This window comes from Streptomyces spongiicola (assembly GCF_003122365.1).
Taxonomy (GTDB): Bacteria; Actinomycetota; Actinomycetes; order Streptomycetales; family Streptomycetaceae; genus Streptomyces; species Streptomyces spongiicola.
Genome location: NZ_CP029254.1, coordinates 6,228,512 through 6,242,486 on the forward strand (window position 1 = coordinate 6,228,512; position 13,975 = coordinate 6,242,486).

The window sequence follows — 13,975 nt, forward strand, 5'->3', positions numbered from 1 at the left end:
CCGGATTGCGAGCCGGATCGCGGACCGGATCGCGGACCGGTCTGTGAACCGGCCCGTGCACCCGTCTGTGAACCGGAACGTGTACCGGCCCGTGTACCGGTCTGTGAACCGGATCGTGTACCGGGCCGTGGACCGGCCCGGGTGGCAGGGCGCCGGCGCCGGGGGCGGCGACCCCGGCGATGCCCCTTCGGACCGGGCCCGGGAGCGCGGGCTGACAGGGGACGGGCCCCGAACGGCCCGTCGGCTCGGGCAGCCGCAGTCAGCCACCACGATGTCCTACAGAGGAGCAGGGGAGAGCGATGCGCGTTCCGATGACGATTGCCGACTTCCTGGACCGGGCGACGCTGGGTTTCGCCGCCAGTCCCGCGGTGGTCGACGAGCCGAGCCAGCCCGCGCCGCCGGTACCGGTGTCGACGTACGGGCGACTGGGCGAGCGGGTGCGGGCCTGGCAGGCGGGCCTGGACGCACTGGGGGTTGGGGAGGGTGAGCGGGTGGCGGTGGTCAGCCACAACTCGGCCCGTCTTCTGGAGCTGCTGTTCGCGGTGCCGATGAGCGGGCGGATCTGCGTGCCCGTCAACTTCCGTCTGAAGGCCGAGGAGATCGCGTACGTGGTGCGGCAGAGCGGTGCCTCCGTGCTGCTGGCCGATCCCGAGGTCCGGGAGTCGGTGGAACACATCGAGGCGGACCACCGGTTCGTGCTGGGGGATCAGACGGAGAGCGAACTGATGCGGTTCGGCGTGGAACCGCGCCCCTGGTCGCAGCCGGACGAGGACGCCACCGCGACGATCAACTACACCTCCGGAACGACGGCCCGTCCCAAGGGAGTCCAGCTCACGCACCGCAACATCTGGGTGAACGGCCTGACCTTCGGCCTGCACACCCGGGCGTGGGAGGGGGACGTGTACATGCACACGCTGCCGATGTTCCACTGCAACGGCTGGGGCATGCCGTTCGTGATGGCCGGGCTCGGCGTGAAGCAGGTGGTGCTGCGCAAGGTCGACGGGGCGGAGATCCTGCGGCGGGTGGACGAGCACGGGGTGACGCTGATGTGCGGTGCCCCGGCGGTGTGGAACGCGGTGCTGGACGCGGCGAAGGGCCGGCGCGGCGGAGTCCCGGGGCGGGACCGTGTGCGGATCGTGTGCGCGGGTGCGCCCCCGCCCAGCCGGATGGTCCAGCGGGTCGAGGAGGAACTGGGCTGGGAGTTCACGCAGATCTACGGTCTGACGGAGACCTCGCCGCTGCTGACGTTCAACCGCGCACGGCCCGGGGACGCGGAGCTGCCGGCCGGTGAACGGGCACGCAGACTGTCGCGGGCGGGGGTGCCCGCGCTCGGTGTGAAGCTTCGGGTCGCGGACTCGGGCGAGGTGCTGGCCCGGTCCAACGTGGTCCTGGACGGCTACTGGGAGAAGCCGGAGGAGACGGCGGCGGCACTGGAGGACGGCTGGTTCCGCACCGGGGACGGCGGCTCGATCGACGATGAGGACGGGCATCTGACGATCTCCGACAGGAAGAAGGACGTGATCATCACCGGCGGTGAGAACGTGTCGTCGATCGAGGTGGAGGACACCGTCTTCGGCCATCCGGCGGTGGCGGAGGTCGCGGTCATCGGGGTGCCGGATGCGAAGTGGGGTGAGACGGTCAAGGCACTGGTGGTGCCGGCCGAGGGGGCGGCGGTGAGCGAGGCGGAGATCATCGCGTACTGCAAGGAGCGGATGGCGGGGTACAAGGCGCCGACGAGTGTGGAGTTCCGGGAGGCGATCCCGCGGACGGCGACGGGCAAGATCCAGAAGTTCAGGCTGAGGGAGCCGTACTGGGCCGGCAGCGATCATGGGGTCGACCGTGGGGTCGACCGAGGGAACGTCCGCCCCTGACGGTTGCCGGCCCGTGCCGCCCCGGACGCCCCCGCCGCCGGGATGCGGTGCCCCGGCCCTCATCCGGCCGGGCCCCACCGGACCGCCTCCGGCCCGAACGGTCGGCGCCCGGCCCGCCGGGGCCCGCCGTACCGCATCCCGGTGTCGTGCTCGCGGAGGGCACGGCACCGGTCGCAGGCTCGGTACCGGTCGCAGGCACGGCGCACCCGCCTCCCGTTCGAAGGCAGGCAGGCCGGCCGGTCACCCGGGGGCCGTCGTGACCGGGTCAGAGCGGGTGGCGCATGCAGGTACGGGGCCAGCGGTCGAGCCCGTGTGCGGCCTCCGCCTTCAGGATGTTCCGCAGTCCCTCGGTGAGTTCGTCCTCGCCGAGGGCGCGGAAGCCGAGTCGGGCGTAGTAGGGCGCGTTCCAGGGCACGTCGATGAACGTGGTCAGGGTCAGCGCGCTCAGGCCCCTGGACCTGGCCGCGGACGCCAGATGGCCGATCAGTTCCCGGCCGAGTCCGCGCCGCGCGAAGTCCGGATGGACGGAGAGCTGCTCGATGTGGGCGGCACCGTCCACGGGCTCGGTGAGCAGATACGCCACGAGCCGGCCGTCACCCGCATCCGTCACCCACAGTCCGCCGGACCTCCGGTACCGCTCCAGTTCGTCGAGCGGCGGGGGATCGTCGTCCGCGACCGCGGCCATGCCGAGGGAGCGGAAGGGCTCACCGGCGGCTCGCTCGATGTCCTGGACGAACGGTAGCTCGCATGCTTCGGCCGACCGTATGCGCATACGGGGGAGTATGGCGCACGGCCCGGCCGGACGGCCGCCTTCCGGTACTTCCCGTGCCTTTGGTACTCCCCGTGTTCGGGCTTCCCGTGCCTCCGGTACTTCCCGCGCTATCCGCCCTTCCCGCCCTTCCCGCGCCTCCTGCCCTTCCCGCGCTGCCCGCGCCATTCCGTCCTGTCCGTGCCTCCCGCGGGGCCCGGGGCCACTCCGTGCCGCGGGCCGCACCGCCGCGGCGTACCAAAAAGCCGCACGAGGCCCTTACGGCCGCAGAGCGCCCTCGGGGTACGCGGCCGGGAGCGGGCCCCTCGGAGGTGCCCGGCCGGAGGCCACCCCTGAGCCTCCCCGCCGGGTGGGGACCCCGGCGCCGCCGGACGAGGGCCGGGCCGGTCAGGCGCCGCTGGAGGCCAGGTCCTTCGCCGGGCCGTTCACCGGCTCGGCGGCGCCCGTGAGGTCCATGACGAACAACGGGACCCCGAGGCCGTCCGCCCGGGCGCGGGCGTCGGCCGAGTAGCCGGCGAGTGAGAAGAGCACGCTGCCGGCGGAGGCGCTCAGTCCGCTCAGCCAGAGGCACTCCACGGCGCGCAGGGTGACGGGCCGGGTGGTCGGGTCCACCTGGGCGACCAGGCCCAGGGCGCGCAGATCGACGCCGGACGCGGTCCGTTCCTCGGGCTGGACGACCTCCTGGAAGCCCAGCCAGCGCAGATACCGTGCCGCGGCGGTCACCGCGTCGCCTGCCGCGCGGATCGGGACGGGGCGGAAGGCGGGACGGGAGACCGCGGGCGGTGGCGCGGGGAAGGGGGAGTCCTCCGCCGGCCCGTCGGAGCCGTACGGCAGCAGGGCCTCCTCCGGTGCGGCGACCGAATCGGCCGGACCGGCTTCCTGTTGACCGAACGCGGCCGAGCCGGTGGTGCCCGGCCCGCCTGCCGAGCCGGACCCGGAGGCGGCGAGGGAGCCGTCGGCGCCCGAGGCGGTGGCGGTGGTCCGGTGCGCCGCCGCGCCGGCCGACGTCTCCGGCATCGCGGTCACCGGCCGCACCGGGATCCGCAGCACCGTCCCGCAGGGGCAGCCGAGTTCCGGCTGCGGCCACTGGTCCTGCCGTCCGCACGCCGTGCAGCGCACGGTGACCCAGTCGTCGGTCCAGGTGCGGTGGCGGATCGGTTCGGCGGGAGCCCCCTGCAGCAGGGGCGGGGCGAGTGGTGCGCCGCAGGCACAGGGATAGACGGGTGACGCGAAGGTGTGCGCGCGGCGGCACACCGGACAGCGCACCGGTACGTGATCTGCCATGTCCGTCCCCCTCCGGCGCTTCCGGGCACGCCTGACGTCCATCGTCCACCAACCGCGACAGCAGGGGGAGGGAGTTCGGCCATCGGCGGCCTGTCCCTCCCTTGACGCCTTCCGGCACGCCGCCTACATTACTTCCGAATAGTAGAAAACAACTTCCACGATACGGAAGGTTGATGGGATCGTGGAAGGCGATCAGGGAACCAGCACGGAATCGACGCTCTCAGGTGGTGCGACAGAGCCCGATCCGCCAGGCCGAAGCAGGAGCACTCCATGCCCCGTATGACCGCCGCCCGAGCGGCTGTTGAGATCCTCAAGCGTGAAGGCGTCAGCCATGCGTTCGGTGTGCCGGGCGCGGCGATCAACCCCTTCTACAAGGCCCTCAAGGAGGGCGGCGGCATCGGCCACACCCTGGCCCGCCACGTCGAGGGCGCCTCGCACATGGCCGAGGGCTACACCCGCGCCGCCCCGGGCAACATCGGCGTCTGCATCGGCACGTCGGGTCCCGCGGGCACCGACATGATCACCGGGCTGTACTCCGCCATCGGTGACTCGATTCCGATCCTGTGCATCACCGGCCAGGCGCCGACGAACGTGATCCACAAGGAGGACTTCCAGGCCGTCGACATCGCGTCGATCGCCAAGCCGGTCACCAAGGCGGCCACCACCGTCCTGGAGGCCGCACAGGTTCCCGGCGTCTTCCAGCAGGCGTTCCATCTGATGCGCTCCGGCCGCCCCGGCCCGGTCCTGATCGACCTGCCGATCGACGTCCAGCTCACCGAGATCGAGTTCGACCCCGAGACCTACGAGCCGCTGCGGGTCTACAAGCCCGCCGCGACCCGCGCCCAGATCGAGAAGGCGCTCTCCTTCCTCCTGGAGGCCGAACGCCCGCTGATCGTCTCCGGCGGGGGCGTCATCAACGCCGACGCCTCCGACCTGCTCGTCGAGTTCGCCGAGATCACCGGCACGCCGGTCGTCCCGACCCTGATGGGCTGGGGCACCATCCCGGACGACCACGAGCTCAACGCGGGCATGGTCGGCCTCCAGACCTCCCACCGCTACGGCAACGCCAACTTCCTGGAGTCCGACTTCGTCCTCGGCATCGGCAACCGCTGGGCCAACCGCCACACCGGCTACAGGCTCGACGTCTACACCCGGGGCCGGAAGTTCGTCCACGTCGACATCGAGCCCACCCAGATCGGCAGGATCTTCGCCCCCGACTACGGCATCACCTCGGACGCCGGGGCCGCGCTGGAGCTCTTCGTCGAGGCCGCCAAGGAGCTGAAGGCGGCCGGCAGGCTGCCCGACCGCTCCGCCTGGGCCGCCTCCACACAGGAGCGCAGGGCCACCCTCCAGCGCCGTACGCACTTCGACGACATCCCCATCAAGCCGCAGCGCGTCTACGAGGAGATGAACAGGTCCTTCGGTCCCGAGACGCGCTACGTCACCACCATCGGCCTCTCCCAGATCGCCGGCGCGCAGATGCTGCACGTCTACCGGCCACGCCACTGGATCAACTGCGGTCAGGCGGGCCCGCTCGGCTGGACCATCCCGGCGGCGCTGGGCGCGGCCACGGCCGACCCGGAGACGCCGGTGGTCGCCCTCTCCGGCGACTACGACTTCCAGTTCCTGATCGAGGAACTCGCGGTCGGCGCGCAGCACCGGATCCCGTACGTCCACGTCCTCGTGAACAACTCCTATCTGGGCCTGATCCGCCAGGCGCAGCTCGGCCTCGACATCGACTACCAGGTCAACCTGGAGTTCGAGAACGTCAACTCGCCGGAGCTGGGCGTCTACGGAGTCGACCACGTCAAGGTCGCCGAGGGCCTGGGGTGCAAGGCGATCCGCGTCACCGACCCGAGCGAACTGGGTGCCGCCTTCGACCAGGCCCGCAAGCTCGCCGCCGAGCACCGGGTTCCGGTCGTCGTCGAGGCGATCCTGGAGCGGATCACCGACATCGCGATGAGCCGTACCGCGGACATCGGCGACGTCACCGAGTTCGAGGAGGTCGCGACCGAGCCGGGCCACGCGCCGACCGCGATCGTGCCGCTCAGGGGCTGACGCGGCTCCCCGGCACCCCGCTGCGCGAGGGGCGGTCCGCCGTGGCGGTGGACCACCGGCCCGGCGACAGCCCCCGCCGGGCCGGTTCACCCGGCGCACCGCACCGGGTGCGCGACCGACCGCGTGCGCACCGGCTCCGAGCGCACCGTGGCGTGGCGCGTGCGCGGGGTGCGTCGCCGCTTGGCGTCGCTGACGCCCTGGCGCTCCCGTGCGCGGGCGCGGGCGCGCACCCGTACGGCCCGTGACCGGTACCGGAGCGCGGTGCTCCCGTACGCGGGCGCGGGGTGTGCGCGAACTCGCCGAACGGGACACGGCGGCGGCGGTGCTCCCGTACGCGGGCGCGGGGTGCTCCGCAGCGCCCACGCACTGGAGCTGCGCGTCAGGTGCTCCCGTGCGCGGGCGCGGGGTGCTCCGCAGCGCCCACGCACTGGAGCTGCGCGTCAGGTGCTCCCGTGCGCGGGGCGCGGGGCGCGGGGTGCGTGCGCGGGCGCGGTGATCGGCGCCGGCGCCGGGAGGCCGTGGCGGGCGGGGCGTGCGCGGGCGCGGTGCGCGGCGTGGAAGCGCCGAGTGGTGGAGCGGGTGCGCCGAGTTCTGGTGCGGGGACCGCGTGCGCGGCATGGGTGCGCCAGGGTGGCGGTGTGGAACCGCCGGGCCGTGGCACGGGTGCGTCGGCGGTCGGCGGCCGGCGGACGCTCGCCGGGGCCGGGCCGCACCATGGGCCGCCGAGCGGCCTCGCCGGGGGCTCCGCCGGGTGGCCGCAGCAGCACCGGGGCTCCGTCGGAAGCCGACTGGCCCTTCCCGGGGCCGTGTTGGGGTGCGTCCCGGGCGCGGCACACGGCAATGTATGGCATGTGCATCCCATTCCTCGGCAAGTGCGGCCCTCCACCGGCCACATGCTCGTCAGCGGCGACGACGCCCTCGCCCATCGGCTCGCCGCCGAACTCCGCGACGTCTACCGGCAGCAGGTCACACTCCTCGTACCGCCGAGCCGCTCCTCCCCGGGCCTCCCCGCCGACTCGGGCGCTCCCTCGGGCGGCCGGGCCCTCGCCCTCCTCGGCAGGGTGTCGGCCGGCATCGTCCGTACGGGAGGGAACCGCGCGGCCGCCGACGGCGAGGGCGGACGGCCGAACGAGATGCCCGTCCTGGAGACCCACGACCCCGACGACGACGCGCTCCGGGAAGCCGGGGTGGAGACCGCCCAGGCGCTCGCGCTGGTGCACGAGAACGACGAGACCAACATCCGCGCCGCACTCACCGCACGCCGGCTGAACCCCCGGCTGCGCCTGGTCATCCGCCTCTACAACCGCAAGCTCGGCCAGCACCTCGAGGAACTGCTCGACCAGGCCGCCGTACTCGCCGTACCCGGCATGGCGGCGGACGACATCGACTCCTCCACGACCGTGCTGTCGGACGCCGACACCGCCGCTCCCGCGCTCGCCGCCACCGCGGTCACCGGCACCAGCAAGATCGTCCAGGCCGACGGGCTGCTTCTGCGCGCTGCCGAGCGGCCCCCGCCGGGATCCGGCGGCCTCGCCGAACCGGGCCTGTGCACCCTGGCGCTGCTGTCCTCGACCAGCAGCGACCCCGGCGGCGTGGAGGGCTCCGAGGACAGCGGCTCCGCGGGACCGCTCCTGCTGCCGGACGACCGCGCGGTCGCCGCCGCACCCCGCCGGGGACGGATCGTGCTCGAAGCCGTCACCGGACCGGAAGCGGGGCCCGGCAGCCGGCTGAGCGGTCCCGCGCTGCCCTTCCGGGAGCTCTTCTCCCGCCGTGTGCGCTGGTCGTTCGCGGGGGTGGCCACGGCCGTGGCGGCCCTGGCCGTCGCGAGCTGGCTCACCGGCGGCGGCCACCCGCTCCACGCCGCCTACATCACGCTGCTCGACCTGTTCGCCATCAACGACCCCGCGGTCGACGGGGAGACCGACCGCCAGATCCTTCAGCTGCTGACCGGCCTCGTGGGACTCCTTCTGCTGCCGCTGCTCGTCGCCGCCGTGCTGGAGGCGCTCAGCTCCTTCCGCTCCGCGACCGCCCTGCGCCGGCCGCCACGGGGTCTGGCCGGCCATGTCGTCCTGCTGGGCCTGGGCAAGATCGGAACCCGTGTCCTCGGCCGACTGCGCGAGATCGGCATCCCCGTCGTCTGCGTCGAGAACGACCCCGAGGCACGGGGAGTGGCACTCGCCCGCCGACTGCGCGTGCCCGTGATCATCGGGGACGTCACACAGGAGGGGGTGCTCGACGCGGCCAGAATCCACCGGGCCCACGCCCTGCTCGCCCTCACCAGCTCCGACACCACCAACCTGGAAGCCGCCCTGTACGCCCGCTCGATCGCCTCCGACCTCCGGGTGGCGCTCCGGCTCTACGACGACGACTTCGCCACCGCCGTCTACCGGACGCTGCGCGCCGCGCACCCCGGGGCGCTCACCCGCAGCAGGAGCGTGACCTCACTCTCCGCACCCGCCTTCGCCGGTGCCATGATGGGCCGCCAGGTGCTCGGAGCCATCTCCGTCGAGCGGAGGGTGCTGCTCTTCGCCGCGCTCGAAGTGGCCGAACTGCCGCGGCTGGAGGGCCACACCATCGCCGAAGCCCGCCGTCCGGGCATGTGGCGGGTGCTCGCCCTCGACATGGCGGCACCGGGCGACCGGCGTCCGGACCTGTCCGCCGCCCCGCCCGACGACGGGGCGGAGCACACCAGCGGTCTGCTCTTCGACCTCCATCCCGGACATCTGCTGCGCCCCGGAGACCGCGTGGTCGTCGCCGCCACCCGCCGCGGCCTGGCCGAACTGCTGGGGCACCGGACGCGGTAGTACGCGTCCGGCGGGTGACCGAGACCGCCGGTGGCGGCGGGCCGGGGCCGGATACGGGAACCGGCGGCGCCGGGTCGCACGTTGCCCCTCCACCAGGCCGACGGACCTGTGTCGGACCTGTGTCGGACCTGTGTCGGACCTGTGTCGGACGTACGGCGGACCTGAGTCGGACGTACGGCGGACCTGAGTCGGACGTACGGCGGACGTACTGCGAGGGAGGAACCGCGTGGACGGCACCGCCTCGCTCCTGACCGTCGCCATCGTGGCCGCGGCACTCGTGGTCAGGGCCGCGCTGGCGGAACTGCGGGACCCGGGAAGCACCCGTGCCCGGTGGGCGTTCGCCTCCGGCACCCGGGCCGTCACCGCGGGGGCGGTGACGGCGGTCGTGCTCGGCTTCGTCGGCTGGCAGCACGCCGGTCCGGGCGCGGTGGCCTGGGCGGTCCTCGCGGGCGCCCTCGTCGCGGTCGTCGCGGACCGCAACCCCCCGGAGGGATGAACTCCGCGCTCGGGGGCGGGTGACGCGCCCCGTACCGGTGGACCTGGTGGACCTGGTGGACCTGGTGGACCTGATGGACCTGGTAGACCTGGTGGACCTGGTGGGCTCGGTGGACCCGTACCGGCGTGACCGGGACCGCCGACAGGCAGGGCCGGAGAGCGTGGTGCTCCCCGGCCCTGCGCCGGTCCTGCCGGTACTCCCAGGGCCCCCTTCCTCCGGCCCCCTTCCCCCGGCCCCCGTGTTGAGTGAGCCCCGCGAGCCCTCAGCCGGTGATCTCGACCGCCCCGTTCTCCGCGGTGCTGCCGGACTCCGGCCCGGTGCCCTTCTGGGCGGAGCCCCTGTGGGTGGTGCCCTTCTGCGTGATGCCCCGCAGTACCTCGGCGAGGTCGACACCCGTCGTGGAACCCAGCAGCTCCAGTCCCTGGGCGACGTTGTCCGCGACGGCCCGCGGCAGCTTTCCGGCACCGTCGGTGGAGATGACGGTCATCTTGTCGATCGCGCTGAGCGGCTCGGCGGCCTTGCCGACCACCTGCGGCAGTACCTCGACCAGCATCTGCAGGACCGCCGCGTCGCCGTACCGCTCGAAGGCGTCCGCCTTCTTGTGCATGGCGTCGGCCTCGGCCGCTCCCTTGGCGGCGATGGCGGCGGCGTCCGCCTCGCCCTCGATGCGGACCGCGTCGGCGAGCGCCGCACGGTGCGCCTTCTCGCCCTCACCGGTCAGGCGGGCCCGCTGGGCGTCGGCCTCGGCCTGCTTCACCAGCGCGACGCGGCGTGCCTCGGCCTCCTGCTCGGCCTGGTAGCGGGCCGCGTCGGCGGGCTTGCGGACCTGGGTGTCGAGTTCCCTGTCCGTGAGGGCCGCCCGGCGCTCCGCGACCTTCTCCTGCTGGCTGAGGATCTCCTGCTGCCGGTCGGCCTCGGCGAGCGGCCCCGCGGCGGCGGCCCTTGCTGCGGCCTCGTCCGTCTCCGCCTTGATCTCGGCCTGCTTGAGGGCGAACGTCCGCTGCGCGACGGCGATCTCCTCCTCGGCCTTCAGCCGCGCCTGCTCCGAGGCCCGTCTGGCCACCGCCTCCGCGATGTCCGCCTCCTGCTTCGCCCGTGCCGCCTCCGGTCGCCCCAGGTCCTCGAGGTAGGAACCCTCGGTGGTGATGTCCTGGATCTGGAAGGCGTCCAGCACGAGGCCCTGTCCGGAGAGGCTGGCCTCGGCCTCCTCGGCGACCTGGCCGGCGAAGGCGGCCCGGTCCCGGATGATGTCCTCGACCGACATCCGTCCGACGATGGAGCGCAGCGCGCCGGAGAGCACCTCCTGGGTGAAGCCGACGATCCCGTCCTGCTGGACGAGGAAGCGCTGGGCGGCGGCCCGGATCGAGTCCTCGGTCCCGCCCACCTTGACGATCGCGACGCCCTCGAGGTGGGCCTTGATGCCGCGCAGCGTGACCGCTCCCCGCACGGCGACGGGGATGTGCCGGCTGGAGAGGTCCAGCGTGAACCTCTGCTGTACGAACGGCACGACGAACACGCCGCCGCCGACGACGACCTTCTGGCCGCTGTTGTCGGTGAAGATCCGCCCGGTTTCGGGGTCGGTCGCCTTCTTTCCGCGCCGGCCGGTGATGATGAACGCCTCACTGGGGCCTGCGACCTTGTATCGCGTGACGACGACGAGGGCCAGCAGGACGAGGAGTACGACGACTCCCACCACGGCGATGACAACTGGGTTCATGGTGCTCCCCCCTGCCTCCCTGGGGGCGGCAGATCAAGTGGATCGAAATGGAACGGCGCCGAGGTGAATCGTTTCAGCGCTCGACGGGGCGGACGAGGACGGAGGTGGCCGACAGGGCGGCCTCCACCCAGATCTCCGCGCCCCGCTCGACGGGCGTGGCGGACTTGGCGGCGAACTTCACGGGCTGGCCGCCCACCCGCAGCATCACTTCGCCGTAGCCGTCGGCCGGGATGGCCGTCACCACGGACCCTCCGGTACCGAGGAGGTCTCCCTGCCGCGGGGCGGCCGCGGTCCGGTCCCGCAGCAGGCTGCGGCTCAGCGACCAGGTCAGCCGGGCGGCGAGCAGGCCGGCGAGTACGCCCGCCACCGTCGCGGCGGTCGTTCCCAGGCCCGTCGTCCCCAGCACGATCGCGCCGGTGAAGCCCAGCATCGAGACGAACCCCGCGATCACCGGAAGTGACAGCCAGCCGTCGAACAGGCCGTCCAGCACGCCGTCGAGGACGCCTTCCAGTACCCCGTCGAAGACCAGCGACAGCGCCAGCAGGACGATGCCCGCGATGCCGAGACCGAGAAACAGACCCATACCAGCACGCCCCCTGAGCTCCGAATCACCCCGAGGGCCCTATGGTCCCCTTCACGCGGTGCGTCTGTCATTGCCGTGTTGCGGCAATCTTGACGACTCCTTGATGCCAGCGCCGCCCCGCTGCCGAGCCCGGCCTGCCGGGCCGCCCCCGGGCGGGGGCGCGGCAGGAGCACCGACCCGTAGCGCCGCCGGTCCCGCGCAGGTCACAGGCGTGCGGCGGAGGCCGGGGGTGAACCGCGCGGCGGGCGGCGCAGGGGGCGGCAGACGGCGGGATCCGGGCTCCATCCCGGCACGCGAGGCCCGGGTGTCGCCGCGGCTCGATGGCTCCGACCCGGAAGTAGAGTGCTGGGACCTTGCCGTCCCGCCGAGAGCGATCGCCGACGGCGGGCGGGCGCCGACCCACCCGGGCAGTGGAGGAACCTCGACGTGAGTGATGCGCCCGGGCGGCACCCGGCGAAGAAGCGGCAGCGCCCGGCGGGGACCCGGCCGGGCTCGGCGGCGGACCGGCGGACCCCGATGACGGGCCGGCGGACCCCGGTGGCGGGCCGGCGGACCCCGGTGGCGGGCCCTGCCCGCGGCGGTAGCGGAAGCCCGGAGCGAGGCGGTACCGGAGGCCACGAGCGAGGGGGTACCGGAAGCCCCGAGCGGCCGCCCCGGAGCGGCCGGAGGGTGCCGGGGGCCGTGTCGGCGCTCGCGGCGCTCCTGGCCGTGATCACCGCCGCGGGGGTCTGGGCCTACCGGGACCTGGAGGGGAACCTCCACTCCGCGGACGTGGACGCGAAGATCGGCGACGAGCGGCCTCCCAGGACGAGCCCCGGCTCGAAGAACATCCTCGTGGTGGGATCCGACTCCCGGGCCGGGGCCGACGCCGGTTACGGCAGGGGCCACACCACCATGCACTCCGACACTCTGCTGGTCCTCCACCTCGCCGCGAACCGGGAGTGGGCGACCGTGGTCTCCTTCCCCCGGGACTCGTGGGTCGAGGTGCCCGCGTGCGACCGCGGCGACGGCACCACCTCGGGTCCCCACCACGCCAAGATCAACGAAGCGTTCGCGATCGGCGGTGCCGGCGGTGAGGTGTCGAGGGCCGCCGCCTGCGCGGTCAAGGCGGTCGAGCGGAACACCGGGCTGCGCATCGACCACTTCATGTCGGTCGACTTCCAGGGCTTCAAGGGCATGGTCGACGCACTCGACGGGGTGCGGGTGTGCCCCACGGCCGCCATCCGCGACCAGAAGGCGCGCCTCGACATCCCCGCCGGGTGCCAGACCGTGCGGGGCGAGGACGCCCTGGGCTACGTGCGCGCCCGCTACGGGGTCGGCGACGGTTCCGACCTCGGCCGCGTCGGCCGGCAGCAGGAGTTCATGCGCGCTCTCGCCGCCCGGGCCAAGGAGAAGCTGACCAGCCCCGGCGCGCTGTACGGACTGCTGGAGTCCGCCACCGGATCCCTCACCACGGACGAGGCGCTCGCCGGGATCCGGCCCCTGTACGGTCTCGTGTCCCGGCTCAGGGCGATCCCGTCCGACCGGCTGGCGTTCGTGACCGTGCCCAACTACCCCCGCGGCATGGACGTGCCGTCCGACACGGCGAACGTGGTCTGGCAGTACCCGGAGGCCGCCGAGCTGTTCCTGTCGCTCACCCGGGACCGGGAGGTCCGAGCGGAGGCCGTCGCCGCCGCCGGCCGCAACCCCCTGTACGCGGGCACCGTGCGGGTACGGGTGCTCGACGGCACCGGCACGCCGGGCCTGGCCGAAGAGGTCGCCGGGTCGCTGCGCGGATACGGATTCACCGTCGCCGGTACCGGCAGCGCCGACGAGGCGGGGACGGGCGCGGGGACGGTCGCTGGGGCTGATGCTGGGGCGGCGACGTCGGTCGTCCACCCGGCCGGGCTCGCCCGGCAGGCCCGGGCCCTCGCCTCCCGGCTGCCCGGGAGCACCGTCACCGAGAGCGCCGACGCGCCGGAGGGCCTGGTCACCCTGACCGTGGGGGAGGACTTCGGCGGCACACGGTGAGCCGTGGTGCGCCCGCCCGGGGCCCGCTGAACCCGTCTCGTCCTGTCGCGTCCCCTCCCGCTCCGTTCCGCCCCGTGCCGTCCGGTCCCGCTTCGTTCCGCCCCGTGCCGTCCGGTCCCGCTCCGTGCCGCTCCGTGCCGTCCGGTCCCGCTCCGTGCCGCTCCGTGCCGCCCCGTTCCGCCCCGTGCCGTGCCGTGCCGTGCCGTCCCGTCCCGTCCCGGGCCTCCCGGTGCCGCGTCGGCGACGGTGGGTGCCGCCGGAGGCACCGGCCGCGGTGCTTTGTCGCGCGGTGCCTTCTCCCGTCGTGCTTTGTCGCGCGGTGCGCTGTCGCGGGCTGCGGTGCCCGCCGCGGCAGCCGGACCGGCCGGACCGGGTGGGCGGCT

9 protein-coding genes are annotated in these 13,975 nt (G+C 73.7%); 5 read left to right on the forward strand and 4 right to left on the reverse strand.

Features of this window, described 5'->3' with window-relative positions:
• The first annotated feature begins 299 nt into the window (after nucleotides 1–299).
• Nucleotides 300–1,871 carry an AMP-binding protein gene (locus tag DDQ41_RS27150; protein WP_109296824.1) on the forward strand — a complete coding sequence of 524 codons (1,572 nt, stop codon included), beginning with the start codon at nucleotides 300–302 and terminating at the stop codon, nucleotides 1,869–1,871.
• Between the two features lie 265 nt (nucleotides 1,872–2,136).
• Here the strand turns inward: DDQ41_RS27150 and DDQ41_RS27155 are convergent, their stop codons facing one another.
• The gene (locus DDQ41_RS27155) at nucleotides 2,137–2,643 is read right to left on the reverse strand and encodes a GNAT family N-acetyltransferase (RefSeq protein WP_109296825.1); all 507 of its coding nucleotides are present in this window, start codon (nucleotides 2,641–2,643) and stop codon (nucleotides 2,137–2,139) included.
• Between the two features lie 384 nt (nucleotides 2,644–3,027).
• Nucleotides 3,028–3,924, reverse strand: a complete 897-nt coding sequence (locus DDQ41_RS27160; RefSeq protein ID WP_245990674.1) for a hypothetical protein — start codon at nucleotides 3,922–3,924, stop codon at nucleotides 3,028–3,030.
• Nucleotides 3,925–4,194: 270 nt separating this feature from the next.
• On the opposite strand from DDQ41_RS27160, the gene gcl reads away from it, so the two are divergent.
• The 3 genes from gcl (at nucleotide 4,195) to DDQ41_RS27175 (ending at nucleotide 9,282) form a co-directional block, all read left to right on the forward strand.
• Nucleotides 4,195–5,982: a glyoxylate carboligase gene (gcl, locus tag DDQ41_RS27165; RefSeq protein WP_109296827.1), complete on the forward strand. Its 1,788-nt coding sequence runs from the start codon at nucleotides 4,195–4,197 to the stop codon at nucleotides 5,980–5,982.
• Nucleotides 5,983–6,875: 893 nt separating this feature from the next.
• Nucleotides 6,876–8,786 (forward strand): NAD-binding protein, encoded by a 1,911-nt coding sequence (locus DDQ41_RS27170; protein WP_172607572.1) that lies wholly within the window; start codon nucleotides 6,876–6,878, stop codon nucleotides 8,784–8,786.
• 226 nt (nucleotides 8,787–9,012) lie between these two features.
• Nucleotides 9,013–9,282, forward strand: a complete 270-nt coding sequence (locus DDQ41_RS27175; RefSeq protein WP_109296829.1) for a hypothetical protein — start codon at nucleotides 9,013–9,015, stop codon at nucleotides 9,280–9,282.
• 262 nt (nucleotides 9,283–9,544) lie between these two features.
• On the opposite strand, the gene DDQ41_RS27185 is transcribed toward DDQ41_RS27175, so the two are convergent.
• Nucleotides 9,545–10,999, reverse strand: a complete 1,455-nt coding sequence (locus DDQ41_RS27185) for a flotillin family protein (RefSeq protein WP_109296830.1) — start codon at nucleotides 10,997–10,999, stop codon at nucleotides 9,545–9,547.
• Nucleotides 11,000–11,072: 73 nt separating this feature from the next.
• Complete coding sequence (locus tag DDQ41_RS27190) at nucleotides 11,073–11,582, reverse strand: hypothetical protein (RefSeq protein WP_109296831.1); 510 nt, start codon at nucleotides 11,580–11,582, stop codon at nucleotides 11,073–11,075.
• 516 nt (nucleotides 11,583–12,098) lie between these two features.
• On the opposite strand from DDQ41_RS27190, the gene DDQ41_RS27195 reads away from it, so the two are divergent.
• A complete protein-coding gene (locus tag DDQ41_RS27195; protein ID WP_394342196.1) occupies nucleotides 12,099–13,592 on the forward strand; it encodes an LCP family protein in 1,494 nt (497 codons plus the stop codon).
• The last annotated feature ends 383 nt before the right edge of the window (nucleotides 13,593–13,975 follow it).